The organism is Tautonia plasticadhaerens, from assembly GCF_007752535.1.
GTDB lineage: Bacteria > Planctomycetota > Planctomycetia > Isosphaerales > Isosphaeraceae > Tautonia > Tautonia plasticadhaerens.
This window is the reverse complement of sequence record NZ_CP036426.1, coordinates 3,160,755-3,173,590: the sequence shown is the minus strand read 5'-3', so window position 1 is coordinate 3,173,590 and position 12,836 is coordinate 3,160,755. Positions and strand designations below refer to the sequence as shown.

Below are 12,836 nucleotides of genomic sequence, written 5' to 3'. Positions count from 1 at the left end.
TCGGCGGATCTCGAGGGGAGGGCCGGCGTCCCATGCAGCCAGGGGAACTCGATGCGAGGCCCGATCCGCCCACGTCGGTCCGGTGGCGGATCGTCGGCCTGCTGATGCTGATGAGCTTCGTCAATTACTTCAACCGGATCAGCATGCCGGTCGCGGGCGACCGGATCATGCGCGAGTACCCGATCGACGAGGTCCGGATGGGCCTCGTCTACTCGGCGCTGCTGGTCGCCTACACGGCGTTCATGGTGCCCGGTGGCTGGTTCAGCGACCGCGTCGGCGGCCGGGTGGCGCTGGCGACCGTCGGGCTCGGCACGGCCGCCTTCTGCGTGCTGAGCGGCCTGGCGGGCCACCCGGCGCTGGCCGTCGGGATGGTCTGGCCGACGCTGCTGGTCGTCCGGGCGTTCATGGGGATGTTCACCTCGCCGCTCTATCCCGCGGCCGGCCGGGTCGTCACCCGGTGGATCCCCTTCCGGGGCCGGGCCCTCGCCAACGCGCTGGTGATGACGGCCGCGATGCTGGGAATTGCGCTGGCCCACCCACTCTTCGCCCGGCTCATGGACGCCGTCGGCTGGCGGCAGGCGTTCGCGGTCAGCGGGCTCGGGACCGCGCTGCTGGCGGCCCTCTGGATCTGGTACGGGCGGGACGACCCCGGCCGGCACCCGTCGGTCAACCGGGCGGAGCGTCGGCTGATCGGCGGGGGCGGGCCCGGGGGGCCGGTCGGGCCGTCGGCGGGGCGGCTGGCGGACCCCTCGCCGGCGGCGGTCGCGTCGGCCTCCGCGCCGGCCGACGGCTGGCCGGCCCTCTCCAGGAACCGGAGCCTCTGGCTGCTGACGGCCTGCTACGCCGCGATCGGCTACTCCGAGTATCTGGTCTTCTACTGGTCGGGGCACTACTTCGAGCAGGTGCTCCAGCTCGGCGAGCGCACGAGCCGGATCGCGGCGATGCTCCCGCCGCTGGCGATGGGCGTCGGCCTGCCGCTGGGCGGATGGGTCGCCGACCGGCTGATGGGCCCGCTCGGGTACCGATGGGCGCGGGCCTCGGTGGCGATGGGGGGGATGGTCGGCTGCGGGCTCCTGCTCTGCGCCGGAACGCTGACGGCGTCGCCGGCGGCGATCGTGGCCTCGTTCGCGCTGGCGCTGGGGGCGATCGGCATCTGCGAGGGCGCCTCGTGGGCGACGGCGATCGACCTCGGCGGCTCCAGGGCGGCGACCTCGGCGGCGATCGTCAACACGGGCGGCAACGTCGGCGGCTTCCTCTCGCCGGTCGTCACGCCCTGGATCGGGGCCCTGCTGACCCCCGACCTCGGCCGGGAGCTCGGCTGGGCCTGGGGGCTGAGGATCGGCGGCCTCGTCTGCCTGGCGGGCGCCTGCCTCTGGCCCTGGATCGACGCCGGCGAGCGCGGCCGCAACCGTCCCCGAGGCGACGGCGCCCCCGCCGGGCCCCCGCCGACCGGCGGCGATCGCCCGGTCGAGCCTTGCGTCCGGGCGGAGCCGCAGCAACAATCGAACTGCACTTCCTGATTCCGTCGTGCGGTTGGGCCGGTTCGCCGCCGGGCGCCCCGAGGTCGGTGCCCCATCGCCGCCCGCGACCCCGGTCCCTCTCCCTCTCCCCGGAGTAGCCAGCCATGCGCCGTCGCGGATTCACGCTGATCGAGCTGCTGGTGGTGATCGCCATCATCGGCGTCCTGATCGCCCTGCTGCTGCCGGCGGTGCAGAGCGCCCGGGAGGCCGCCCGCCGCGCCCAGTGCACCAACAACCTCAAGCAGATCGCCCTGGCGACCCACAACTACCACGACGCCGTCGGCAGCTTCCCGCCCGGCGGCATCAACGACCCGAGCTACGTCGGCACCTGGTGGAACTGGGCCGCCTTCGCCCTGCCCCACATGGAGCAGGCGTCGGTCTACAACGCCATCAACTTCAGCCTGCCCACCTACAACGTCGCCAACCGGACGACCGTGTATCAGAGCCTGATCGACGGCTTCCTCTGCCCGACCGACGAGTCGAAGCGGCTCTTCACCGACTTCTACTGGGTCAACCCGGAGAACTACGGCGACTTCCCCGTCACCGGCGCCCCGACCAACTACACGGCCAGCCTCGGCGACACCCGGGTCGACAGCCCCTTCGACTACCTCTCGGGCGACCCCAGCCCGGGCAGCTGGGGGTGCAACCGTCGGTTCCGGGGCCTCTTCGGGGAGTGCAGCCGGGGGGCCGTCATCAAGATCGCCGACGTCCGCGACGGCACCTCGAACACCCTGCTCGTCGGCGAGAACTCGCCGAACCTCAACGGTCAGCTCGCCTGGGCCAACGGCGACGGCACCTATGCGACCACCGTCATCCCCCTGAACTGGATGACCAGCTACCGCGACGGCCAAGTCGAGCCCAACGGCGACGCCTGCGACATCAACGCACTCTTCGACGCCAACCGGAGCGTACGCTGCTGGCGCAATCAGGTTTACATCTACGCCTTCAAGAGCTTCCACCCCGGCGGGGCCAACTTCGCCCTGGCCGACGGCTCCGTCCGCTTCGTGAAGCAGACGATCAGTCCCCGGATCTACAACGCCCTAGGCAGCCGGGCCGGTGGCGAGATCATCTCGGCCGACGCCCTCTGAGCGCAACCCGCCGCCCGCCCGACCGCAGGCGGGCCCGACGGCCCCCCCCGCGTCGGGGCCTCCACCCCATCGAGGACCCTTCCCATGGATCGACGAGGATGGTTGATCGCCGTCCTGCTCGCCCTGTCGGCGGCCGGTTGCGGGCCCGGCCACGGCATGCAGCTGGGCCGGGTGAAGGGCACGGTGACCTATCGGGGCGAGCCCGTCCGCTACGGCTTCATCACCTTCCAGCCCGACGACACCAGGGGGACCGTCGGCCCGCCGGCGATGAGCACCATCTCCGGGTCCGGGGCCTACGCCCTGACCACGCAGGACCCCGACGACGGCACCGTCGTCGGCTCCCACCGGGTCGCGATCATCCCCCTCGACCCCAACCCGGTCGACGCCGTCGAGGCGATCGACCCCAAGGCGGACCCCAAGGCCTTCATGGCCACCAAGGGCCAGCCGAGGCGCCCCCCGGCGGCGAGCAAGGACGGGCCGACCTTCACCAGCCGAGACGGCAAGGTCTACCGCGTCCTCGGCCCCGAGTCGCTGGGGAACCCCAACACCTCGGGCATCGCGGTCGAGGTCGGGCGCGGCTCCAACCGCCTCGACTTCGCGATCCAGGAGGACGGCCGGGTCGTCGTCGGGGACTGAGGCCGGCTCAGGAGACCAGCGACTCGACCACCCGGCCGTGGACGTCGGTCAGGCGGAAGTCTCGGCCGGCGTAGCGGTAGGTGAACCGCTCGTGGTCGAAGCCCAGCAGCCGGAGGATCGTGGCGTGCAGGTCATGCACGTGGACGCGGTCCTCGACGGCCTGGAAGCCGAACTCGTCGGTGGCGCCGTGGACGTGCCCCCCCTTCACGCCGCCGCCGGCCATCCAGAGGCTGAAGCCGTAGGGATTGTGGTCGCGGCCGTTGGCCTTGGCCTCCTGGCCTTCCATCAGCTCGACCACCGGCGTGCGGCCGAACTCCCCGCCGCAGATCACCAGCGTCTCCCCGAGCAGGCCGGTGCGCTTCAGGTCGGTGAGCAGGGCGGCGATCCCCCGGTCGCACTGGGCGGCGAGCGTCCGGTGGTTGGTGATGTCGCCGTGGTCGTCCCAGGGCTGGCCGGCGCCGTGCCAGAGCTGGACGAACCGGACGCCGCGCTCGACCAGCCGCCGGGCGACCAGCAATTGCCGGGCGTGCACCCCAGGGCCGTAGAGGTCGAGCACGGACCTCGGCTCTCCCCGGACGTCGAACGCCTCGGCCGCCTCCATCTGCATCCGGTAGGCCAGCTCGAACGACTGGATCCGGGCCTCCAGGGCGGCGTCGTGCTCGCGGCGGCTCGCGTGCTCCTCGTTGATCGTCCGGAGCAGGTCGAGCTGCCGGCGCTGGCCGTCGAGCGGCGTGTAGCGGCTCCGGATGTCCTCGATCAGGCGGTCGATGTCGGTGTGCTTCGAGTCGATGTAGGTCCCCTGGTAGACGCCCGGCAGGAACGCCGACTGCCAGTTCTCCGTCTCCTTGATCGGGTAGCCGCCGGGGCACATCGCGACGAAGCCGGGCAGGTTCTGGTTCTCGGTCCCGAGGCCGTAGGTGACCCAGGCCCCCATGCTCGGCCGGATCATCAGGTTGTCGCCGCAGTTCATGAGCATGAGCGACGGCTCGTGATTCGGCACGTCGGCGTACATCGATCGGACGACGCAGAGGTCGTCGGCGTGCTCGGCGACGTTGGCGAATATCTCGCTGATCTCCAGGCCGCTCTCGCCGCGGCGCCGGAACTTGAAGGGCGACGGAAGGGCCGAGCCGGTCTTGCGCTCGGTGCGCAGGTTGCCCGAGGGGAGCGACTTGCCCGCGTACCTCGACAGGGCGGGCTTGGGGTCGAACGTGTCGACGTGCGACGGGCCGCCGTTGAGGAAGATGTGGATGACGTGCTTCGCCGTCGCCGGCAGCGGCGGCCGCCTCGGGGCCAGCGGGTCGGTCGCCCCGTCGGCCCGGGCGGGGGCGAGCAGCCCCTCGTCGCCAAGCAGCGCGGTGAGGCCGAGGGCCCCGAAGCCCATGCCGCAGCGGCGGATCGCCTCGCGGCGGCTCGGGCGGAGGCCGGCCGGCCGGCGGTCGATGGTCATCGTCGGTCCCCCTCGTTCAATCGATGAAGACGAACTCATTGGAGAGCAGGAGCACCTGTGCGTAGTGCTCCCAGGCCGAGAGCGGCTCGGGCGCCGGCCCCTCGAAGCCCTCGGCGGCGTCCCAGGTGGCCCCGGCCGCCGTCTCCTCGGCCGGTCGGATCCGGGGGGCCCAGGAGAACGGGGCCGTGCCGGGCCCTTCCCTCCAGGCGACGACGAAGTCGATCGCATCTCCCGGCCCGACCTCGACCCGATCGACCTCAGCCTCGACCTCCGCCTCGCCGCCGCCGACCTCCCAGCGGCCGAGCACGCCCGATCGGGAGGAGACGACCGCGGCGATCACCCCCGGGCCGTCTCCCGATTCGTGGCGGATCGTCCCCGAGACGGAGACGACGCCCGCCTCCGGCGCGACCCAGCGTCGGACGGCGGCCCGGCGTGCGTCGGGCCCCGGGAACCCGCCCTCGCGGGTCAGCATCGGCCGGTCGGCGTCGGGGCCGGGCTGCCAGGCGTCCCCGGCCCAGTGCCCCATCGGCTCGAAGCCCGAGAGGCGCCCGGCCGCCTCGTCGAGATGGGCCGAGCCGTATTGCCACGCGGAACGGGGCACGATCTCGATGGCCGTCGGGTCGGGGCCGGGGCGGGCCAGGAACCGGAGGCCGGCCTCCAGCTCGGTCCGCGACGGGGCCCGCTGGAGCGCGAGCCGATAGAGGGCCCGGATCCGGTCGTCGGGCCGCCCGATCCCGCAGACCTCGGGCCGGGCGGCCAGGGCCCGGGCCTGCTCGACGACGAACGGGCTGTTCATCAGGAAGAGGGCCTGCTGCGGGATCGTCGTCTCGTGCCGCTGCGGGGTGTGCTGGTCGGGGCTGGCGAGGTTGAAGCTGCGGAAGACCCCCGGTAGATCCTGGCGGTCGACGAACCCATAGACCGACCGCCGAGGCGTGAAGGGGGCGGTGGTCAGCGAGACGGGGCGTCCCCCGACCTTCGGGTCCAGCCGGCCGGCGGCGGCGAGCAGCGCATCCCGCATCGGCTCCCATTCGATCCGGCGGCGGTTCGCCCGCCAGAGCAGGCGGTTCTCCGGGTCGACCGCCCGCGCCTCGGGATTGTCGGCCGACGACTGGCGATAGGTGCGGGAGCGGAGGATCCGGCGGTGCATCGCCTTGATCGACCAGCCGTCCTCGACGAACGCCAGGGCGAGGTGGTCGAGCAGCTCGGGGTGGGTCGGCGGCTCGCCCCGGGTGCCGAAGTCGCTCGGGGTGCGCACCAGCCCCTCACCGAAGTGGTGCATCCAGATGCGATTGACCATCACGCGGGCCGTCAACGGGTTCGCCGGGCTGGCGATGCAGTCGGCCAGCTCGAGCCGCCCGCTGCCGGTCGAGAACGGCCTGCGGTCCTCCCCAGAGATCACCCGGAGGAACCGCCGGGGCACCTCGTCCCCTCTGGTCTTGGGATTGCCCCTCAGGAAGATCCGGGGATTGGGCCGGTCGGCTGTATCCTCCAGGACCAGCGCGTGCGGGGCCGGCGACTCGGCCGAGAGGTGCCAGCGGTCGATCTCCATCTGGAGCTTGCCGAGTTCAACCCGGGTCTTCTCGTCGAAGTAGAATTCGAGCTGGTTGTAGTGGACCGGCGGCACGGCGGTCGGCGTGTCGTCCGCGTAGAGGATCCGGCGGATCGCCTCGCGGCCCGGGTCGGCCAGGCCCGAGGGGGCCCCAGCCCCGGAGCAATCGGCCCGGGCTAGGGCGTCTCGCCATTCGGAGTCGACCCCGGCGAACATCGCCCCGTAGCGGCGGGCGACCTCCGCCATCGAGGCGGGCGGCGGGCCGTCGAAGAGGCGGGCCACCTGGGGGTTGATCGGGTGCTCGGGGTCGCCGCCGGCGGCGAAGAACCGGGCCAGGTCGGGGGCCTCGTCCGGGAACCGGGCCGGGGAGAGGGCCTCGAACGCGTGCCAGGGGCCGAAGATCGGCCGGAACTGGGTCTCGTCTCGGATCCTCAGCAGGTACGCCCGCCAGCGGTGGACGATCAGGGGGTTCAATTCCCCCTCGGCGAGGATGACGTAGTGCTCCTCGCTCGGGTAGCGCTGGGCGTCGGGGACCGCCTCCAGGTACTCGGCCACCTGCGAGCGGAGCCGATCCGAGAGCGCGTGCCGCGCCTCGTCCATCGCCCGGGAGAAGGCCTCCTTCCGCTCCCGGAGCCCCTCCTCGTAGGCGAGGGTCGCCTCCGAATCGCCCCGGTCGTCGGCCAGCCGGACGGTCCGCTCGGTCGTCGCGGCGAGGACGCCGTAGAGGGAGTAATAGTCGGCCGTCGGGATCGGGTCGTATTTATGATCGTGGCAGCGGGCGCAGGCGACGGTCAGGGCCTGCGTCCCCCGGAAGAGCACGTCGAGCCGGTCGTCGATGATGTCGTGCGCGTTGCCGAGGAATCGCCGCCCGAGGGTCAGGAAGCCGAGGGCCGCCAGCGACGTGCGATCCCCACCGTCGCCGGGCAGGCAGTCGGCCGCGACCTGCTCGCGGAGGAAGCGGTCGTACGGCAGGTCGGCGTTGAAGGTGTCGATGACGTAGTCGCGGTAGGTGTAGGAGAACGGGAACCGGGGCTCCTCCCGGTCGGTGTAGACGTAGCCCTTCGTGTCGGCGTAGCGGGCGACGTCGAGCCAGTGGCGGCCCCAGCGCTCGCCGTATCGTGGGGAGGCGAGCAGGCGGTCGACCAGCCGCTCGAAGGCGTCGGGCCGGGGGTCGTCCGCGAACGCGTCGACCTCCTCGGGGGTCGGCGGCAGGCCGAGCAGGTCGAACGTCGCGCGACGGATGAGGGCCCGCCGGTCGGCCTCGGGGTTCGGGTGGAGTCCCCGGGCTTCGAGCCCGGCGAGGACGAAGCGGTCGATCGGGGTCGCCGGCCAGGCAGTGTCGTCGACCTCGGGGATCGCCGGCATCCGGGGCGGCTGGAAGGCCCAATGGTCCCCGCTGTCCTCCGGGGGCGGGGCTGCCTTCGCTTCGTCCGCCGGGCCCGAGGCCTCGGGCCACGGGGCGCCGAGCCGGACCCACTCGACCAAGTCGGCGACGACCGAGTCGTCGAGCTTCCCATCGGGGGGCATCTGCACGACGTCGTCGTAGCGGATCGCCCAGACGAGCGGGCTGGCCTCCGGGTCGCCGGGCTCGACGACCGGGCCGGAATCGCCACCCCGCCGGATGGCCGAGGCGGAGTCGAGCCTCAGGTCGGCCTTCTGGTCCTCCGGCCCGTGGCACCCGAGGCACCGCTCGACGAGGACCGGTCGGACCCTCGCCTCGAAGAACTCGATCGCCTGCCGGTCCGTCGCGTCCGCCACGGGCATCGGCACGAGCCCCGCCCCCAGCCCGAGGGCCGGCGCCGCCAGCACCGCGATGAGGAAGGCCGAATGATGCATGAGTTCAACCCCGGTCGTGGCTGAGAGCCGACGGGCCTCGGCGGGCGGCGACCCGCCGATCCCCGGCCGTCGCGCATCCCTCTCCCCGCCACCGATCAATTATCGCGAGCCCGGGCCCCCATGAACAGACGCTGTTTTCATCGCCCCCCTCGGACTCGGGCGGACCGGGGGCCTCCCGGCCGGCCCGCCGGCTTGCGGACTTCGAGGACGGCGGGCACAATCTGCCGCAGCACCCCGGCCCCTTCGCCGCGATCGGCCTGTCGGCCGTCGACCGGCGTTCGGCCCGGGGCGTCCGAGGGCTGGCCCGATGACGAGCGACCTGAAGATCACCGACGTCGAGGCGATCTACCTGCGGCTCCCCGAGGTCGGGGCCCGCTGCGACAGCGGCCAGGACGCCCTCATCGTCAAGGTGACGACCGACTCGGGGATCGTCGGCTACGGCGAGGTCGACTCGAACCCGATGGCCGCCAAGGGCGCCATCGAGGGCCCCTTCTCGCACACGGCGACGACCGGCCTGGGCCGGCTCCTCATCGGCGAGGACCCGTTCCGCACCGAGTACCTCTGGCACAAGATGTACCGGGCCAACATCTACGGCGGCCGTTCCGGGATCGCCGTCCACGCGATGAGCGGCATCGACCTCGCCCTCTGGGACATCAAGGGGAAGGCGATGGAGATGCCGGTCTGGCGGCTGCTGGGCGGCGGGTTCGCGACCTCGTTGCGCCCTTACGCGAGCAACCTCTTCGGCGCGACGCCGGCCGAGACCCGCGACCGGGCCCGACGCCTGGTCGACCAGGGATTCACCGCCGTGAAGTTCGGCTGGGATCCGATGGGCCGGGACGAGGAGACGGACATCGCCCTCGTCCGAGAGGCCCGCGCCGGGCTTGGAGACGGCCCCGACCTCATGATCGACGCCGGCCTCTGCTACGACGCCAAGACCGCCATCCAGCGCGCCCGGTCGTTCGACGAATTCCGCCTGCTCTGGTTCGAGGAGCCGCTCTCCCCCGACGACTACGCCGGCTACGCGAAGCTCTCCGCCGCCTCGCCGCTGCGGATCGCCGCCGGGGAGGAGGAGAGCGACCGCCGGAGCTTCCTCCAGCTGATGGACGTCGGCCGGATCGACGTGGTGCAGATCGACCTGACCCGCTGCGGCGGCTTCACCGAGGCCATGAAGATCGCCTCGCTGGCGGCCGACCGCGGCCTGCCGGTGGTCAACCACGGCTTCACGACGTACCTGAACGTCGCCGCGGCGCTGCACCTCCTGGCCAGCATCCCCAATACCCTGGGTCTCCTGGAATTCGTCGTCGAGGAGCAGACCACGCTCCGGCATCAGATCAGCGAGCCGATCCGCTCCGTCGACGGTCGGGTCGCCGTCCCCGACGCCCCCGGGCTCGGGCTGGGACTGCTCGAGGATGGGATCACGAGGTACCGTGTGGCCTGACACGAGGGACGCTGGGAACCGCTAGGTCGTGTGGCCAACGCCTCGACCGCCTTCTCCGAGCCGTCGAGTCGTCGCCGCGATCCAATCGGAAAATCCTGGTGTCGCCGGTTCGATCCCGGCTCTGCCCACTAAGGACTTACGTCGATCGCCGGAACCGGATTGGTACAGAATAGGGTACACAATCCCCCGGCGAGGACGACATCATGGCTGGCCGTGATCCCGAACCCTGATATCGCAAGGACCGCGACGCCTGGTATGTGACGATTCGGGGCAAGCGCCACCGACTGGCGTCGGGGGCCGAGGGCAGCGACAAGGCGAAGAACGAGTTCCACCGGCTCATGGCGGCCGAGGGGCTCGCGCCGGCCGAGTCCAACCGCCGCGGCCTGAAGGTCTGCGACGTCTTCAACCTCTTCCTGGCGGAGACCGACCGGCGGGTCGGGCGTGGCGAGCGCTCCCGACACACGCTGGATGGCTACGTTCGCTTCCTCAAGTCGGCGGCCAAGGAGTTCGGCCAGCTCGACGTCGCTGACCTGAAGCCCTTCCACGTCTCCCGCTGGGTCGACGCAACGGACCGAGACTGGGGGCCGACGACGCGGTTCAACGCAATCACGGCGGTCAAGGCGGCCCTCTCCTGGGCCAGCGAGGCCGGTCGGATCGGCGCCGATCCCCTGGCCAAGCTGAAACGGCCCAAGCCGAAGCGCCGCGAGGCGATCCCCAGCGACGACCAGGTCCGCGCGATGCTCGGGGCGATTCGGGACCGCGCGTTCAGGGATCTGGTGGAGCTGATCCACGACACCGGCGCCCGACCAGGGGAGCTGATCCGCGCCGAGGCCGCCGACGTCGTCGAGCAGGGAGTCCCCGTGGCGATCGCCCTGCTGCATCACAAGACCGCCGCCAAGACGGATCGACCCCGGAAGATCTATCTGAACGACCGTGCCGCCGCGATCGTCGCCCGGCTGATGGAGGAGCATCCGGCCGGCCCGCTGCTGCTCAACATGCGGGGCAACCCCTGGACGCGCAACGCCATGGCCTGCCGGTTCGCCCGCCTCCGCGAGAAGCTCGGCGGCGGGCCGGAGTTCACGGCCTATGCGCTGCGCCACAAGTGGGTGACCGACCACCTCTCCGGGGGCACGCCGCTGGCGACCGTGAGCGAGCTGGCCGGCCATGCCGACACGACGATGGTCTCCCGGGTCTACTCGAAGCTCTCCGAACGATCGTCGCATTTGCAGGACGCGGCCCGGGGGCTCAAGCGAGATGATCACGGATGACCCCGCCGGCGTCCTCGGGGCCGACCCTCAGCGAGGCCCACCAGGCGAGCAGGTCCCGCTCCTCGATCCGGTAGCGGCGCTGGGAGCGGCCCCGGCCGATCGCATAAGCCCGGAGGGTGCCGGCGCCGATCGCCTCGTAGATTACGCTGCGCGAGACGTTCTGCCGCTCGGCCGCCTCTGCCACGGTGTAGGGGGCCCCGTCGGCCCGCCGTCTCGGATCCGTTTTCGTCCTGGTTGCCACCATCTCCGCTGACCTTGCTTTCCGTGCCTTTCGATCCGGCCGGAGTCGTCCTGACACTTCCACGAGCCGGGTGCCGCGGCCGACGTATTCACGTCAATCGAGGTGTACTCCACCGCCGCGCGTCACGAGTAAATACTACATCCTGGGCGTCAGCCTCGGGCAAATTTTGCACTTCTGAACACTACTGCCGCTCGGGCTTCCAAGCCGGGCGGCGGGCGATGGCGTCGTCCCAGCACGCTCTGGGGCACATCCCCGAAACTCGGCTCCGCCGGCTCCGGAAGCTCGACATCAGCTCATCCCGGACTCGGGGTTCTTCCCCCCGGCAGTTCCCGAGCCTTTGATCCCCCGCGACCGTCGGCGGCCACGACGGCCGGCGATAGCCCGTCGAACCGACCTCCCGCCCGGCGCCGCCGGGACCGGGATAATTTTGTGCACGTTATCCCGATCGAAGTCTCCTGCAGAACTTACAATCTTCTTGGGGGATGATCACCCCAGGTCACTCCTTGCCAGCTCACTTCACCGGAGACGGATCTCCATGAACGACATCGTCCCCGACGGCTCGCGGGGCACGTCGCCCTGGCTGACGCCCGACGAGGCGGCGGCCTACCTCCGCGTGGCGCCCGGCACCATCCGCAACTGGACGAGCGCCGGGTACATCCCTTTCAGCCGTCGTGGCCGAGTGGTGCGCTACCACCGCGAAGCCCTCGATCGCTGGCTCTCCCGGGGCAGCTGCCCCGGCAGGTCGAGCATCGCCGAGGCAGGGCCTCCGGGTGAGCAGTACAACCACGACCCCCGGCCTCGGGTCCTTCGCTACTCGCCCGGCCTCCTGCAAGCCACCGGTCGGGCACGGACGTCGGTCGCTCCCGGCGCCAGCGACTCCTCTCGCCTCCACTCCCACATTCACCGCGACCCCCGGCCTCGACGCACAGCCGTTCCTCCTCCCGCATCACGATCAACAACCACCCCAACTCGTCCATTGACAGGAGCACCGCGATGAAGCGGATGCAACGACTGACCCCGGATGACCACGAGATCGAATTCTCCAAGGATCCCTGCCCTCGGATCACTCCCGGCGGCGACGTGATGGTCCTGGCCAATGGCCGCACGTACCTGCTCCCGGACGACCCGTGGCGGATGCTTGGCCTTCTCGTCAGGCTCGTCTCCCAGTACGGGTTCGACCGGCCCTGGCTCCTCCGGGCCACCCACCGGATCGCCGCCGCCCGCGGATGGAACCTCCACGACTGAACCTCGACGCCAATCCAGTCAGAAAACATGAGCACTTATGAATGAATTATTGATGGCGAAGGATGCCCGGTGGGCAGAGGCCAGCGCTACAGCAACGGCCGCCGCTGTCCGGTCTGCGGCGGCGCCGTGGAGGACCCCCCGGGACGGGGGGTCCGCTGCTTCGGCTTCGTGCACCACGACGGCACGACCGCGTTCTGCACTCGGGAGGAGCACGCCGGCGGGCTGGACCGCATCGAGCAGATTGAGGGGTTCGCCCACCGCCTGGGCGACCCCTGCGGCTGCGGCGTCGAGCACGGCCCGGCCGGGGCCGCACCGATGACCCCGACCCCCCGGCCGGGCACGCCCCGGGCGGCCCGGCCGAAGGCGGACCGCAAGGGGTACGCCGAGGCCGACGACGCGGCGGACGCCCTGCGGGTCGCCGACGGCTGGGGCTGGGTGGCCCGCTGGGCCTACCGCGACGCCGACGGCGAGGAGGCCATGCGGATCTACCGGTTCGAGCCCGCCGACGCGGCCGACCCCGACCCGGGGGCCAAGCGGCCCAAGTCGTACCGGCCCTTCCACCGGGGGG

Annotated in this window: 10 protein-coding genes; 7 read left to right on the top strand and 3 right to left on the bottom strand. The window is 71.6% G+C overall.

The genetic code is table 11. The features are described 5' to 3' along the window. Positions 1 to 32 precede the first annotated feature (32 nt). The 3 genes from ElP_RS12470 (at position 33) to ElP_RS12460 (ending at position 3,244) form a co-directional block, all read left to right on the top strand. On the top strand, positions 33 to 1,520 hold the full coding sequence (locus ElP_RS12470; protein WP_197446930.1) for an MFS transporter: 1,488 nt from the start codon (positions 33 to 35) through the stop codon (positions 1,518 to 1,520). Between the two features lie 104 nt (positions 1,521 to 1,624). After that, positions 1,625 to 2,608 (top strand): DUF1559 domain-containing protein, encoded by a 984-nt coding sequence (locus ElP_RS12465; protein WP_145269706.1) that lies wholly within the window; start codon positions 1,625 to 1,627, stop codon positions 2,606 to 2,608. 84 nt (positions 2,609 to 2,692) lie between these two features. Continuing rightward, positions 2,693 to 3,244 carry a hypothetical protein gene (locus ElP_RS12460; protein ID WP_145269704.1) on the top strand — a complete coding sequence of 184 codons (552 nt, stop codon included), beginning with the start codon at positions 2,693 to 2,695 and terminating at the stop codon, positions 3,242 to 3,244. Between the two features lie 7 nt (positions 3,245 to 3,251). On the opposite strand, the gene ElP_RS12455 is transcribed toward ElP_RS12460, so the two are convergent. Beyond that, positions 3,252 to 4,691 carry a DUF1501 domain-containing protein gene (locus tag ElP_RS12455; protein ID WP_145269702.1) on the bottom strand — a complete coding sequence of 480 codons (1,440 nt, stop codon included), beginning with the start codon at positions 4,689 to 4,691 and terminating at the stop codon, positions 3,252 to 3,254. Positions 4,692 to 4,707: 16 nt separating this feature from the next. Next, the gene (locus tag ElP_RS12450) at positions 4,708 to 8,076 is read right to left on the bottom strand and encodes a PSD1 and planctomycete cytochrome C domain-containing protein (protein ID WP_145269700.1); all 3,369 of its coding nucleotides are present in this window, start codon (positions 8,074 to 8,076) and stop codon (positions 4,708 to 4,710) included. A gap of 307 nt (positions 8,077 to 8,383) precedes the next feature. Here ElP_RS12450 and ElP_RS12445 point away from each other — a divergent pair, with 307 nt between their 5' ends. After that, a complete protein-coding gene (locus ElP_RS12445; protein WP_197446929.1) occupies positions 8,384 to 9,514 on the top strand; it encodes a mandelate racemase/muconate lactonizing enzyme family protein in 1,131 nt (376 codons plus the stop codon). 257 nt (positions 9,515 to 9,771) lie between these two features. Next, on the top strand, positions 9,772 to 10,782 hold the full coding sequence (locus ElP_RS12440) for a tyrosine-type recombinase/integrase (RefSeq protein ID WP_145269698.1): 1,011 nt from the start codon (positions 9,772 to 9,774) through the stop codon (positions 10,780 to 10,782). Here ElP_RS12440 and ElP_RS12435 read toward each other — a convergent pair. Then, positions 10,760 to 11,026 (bottom strand): helix-turn-helix domain-containing protein, encoded by a 267-nt coding sequence (locus ElP_RS12435; protein WP_145269696.1) that lies wholly within the window; start codon positions 11,024 to 11,026, stop codon positions 10,760 to 10,762. The two genes, ElP_RS12440 and ElP_RS12435, sit on opposite strands and share 23 nt — an antisense overlap. 532 nt (positions 11,027 to 11,558) lie before the next feature. Between ElP_RS12435 and ElP_RS41170 the strand changes: the two genes are divergently transcribed. Both ElP_RS41170 and ElP_RS12425 read left to right on the top strand, forming a co-directional pair. Then, positions 11,559 to 12,020, top strand: coding sequence for a helix-turn-helix domain-containing protein (locus tag ElP_RS41170; protein ID WP_145269694.1), 462 nt, complete (start codon positions 11,559 to 11,561; stop codon positions 12,018 to 12,020). Further along, positions 12,017 to 12,268 (top strand): hypothetical protein, encoded by a 252-nt coding sequence (locus tag ElP_RS12425; protein ID WP_145269692.1) that lies wholly within the window; start codon positions 12,017 to 12,019, stop codon positions 12,266 to 12,268. The genes ElP_RS41170 and ElP_RS12425 overlap by 4 nt, the downstream gene beginning before the upstream one ends. Positions 12,269 to 12,836 lie beyond the last annotated feature (568 nt).

What these genes read in the sequence shown, in the direction of transcription:
- ElP_RS12435 (WP_145269696.1), bottom strand. Translation starts at nt 11,026, where the DNA reads ATGGTGGCAACCAGGACGAAAACGGATCCGAGACGGCGGGCCGACGGG.
- ElP_RS12465 (WP_145269706.1), top strand. Translation starts at nt 1,625, where the DNA reads ATGCGCCGTCGCGGATTCACGCTGATCGAGCTGCTGGTGGTGATCGCC.
- ElP_RS12445 (WP_197446929.1), top strand. Translation starts at nt 8,384, where the DNA reads ATGACGAGCGACCTGAAGATCACCGACGTCGAGGCGATCTACCTGCGG.
- ElP_RS12460 (WP_145269704.1), top strand. Translation starts at nt 2,693, where the DNA reads ATGGATCGACGAGGATGGTTGATCGCCGTCCTGCTCGCCCTGTCGGCG.
- ElP_RS41170 (WP_145269694.1), top strand. Translation starts at nt 11,559, where the DNA reads ATGAACGACATCGTCCCCGACGGCTCGCGGGGCACGTCGCCCTGGCTG.
- ElP_RS12470 (WP_197446930.1), top strand. Translation starts at nt 33, where the DNA reads ATGCAGCCAGGGGAACTCGATGCGAGGCCCGATCCGCCCACGTCGGTC.
- ElP_RS12450 (WP_145269700.1), bottom strand. Translation starts at nt 8,076, where the DNA reads ATGCATCATTCGGCCTTCCTCATCGCGGTGCTGGCGGCGCCGGCCCTC.
- ElP_RS12425 (WP_145269692.1), top strand. Translation starts at nt 12,017, where the DNA reads ATGAAGCGGATGCAACGACTGACCCCGGATGACCACGAGATCGAATTC.
- ElP_RS12455 (WP_145269702.1), bottom strand. Translation starts at nt 4,691, where the DNA reads ATGACCATCGACCGCCGGCCGGCCGGCCTCCGCCCGAGCCGCCGCGAG.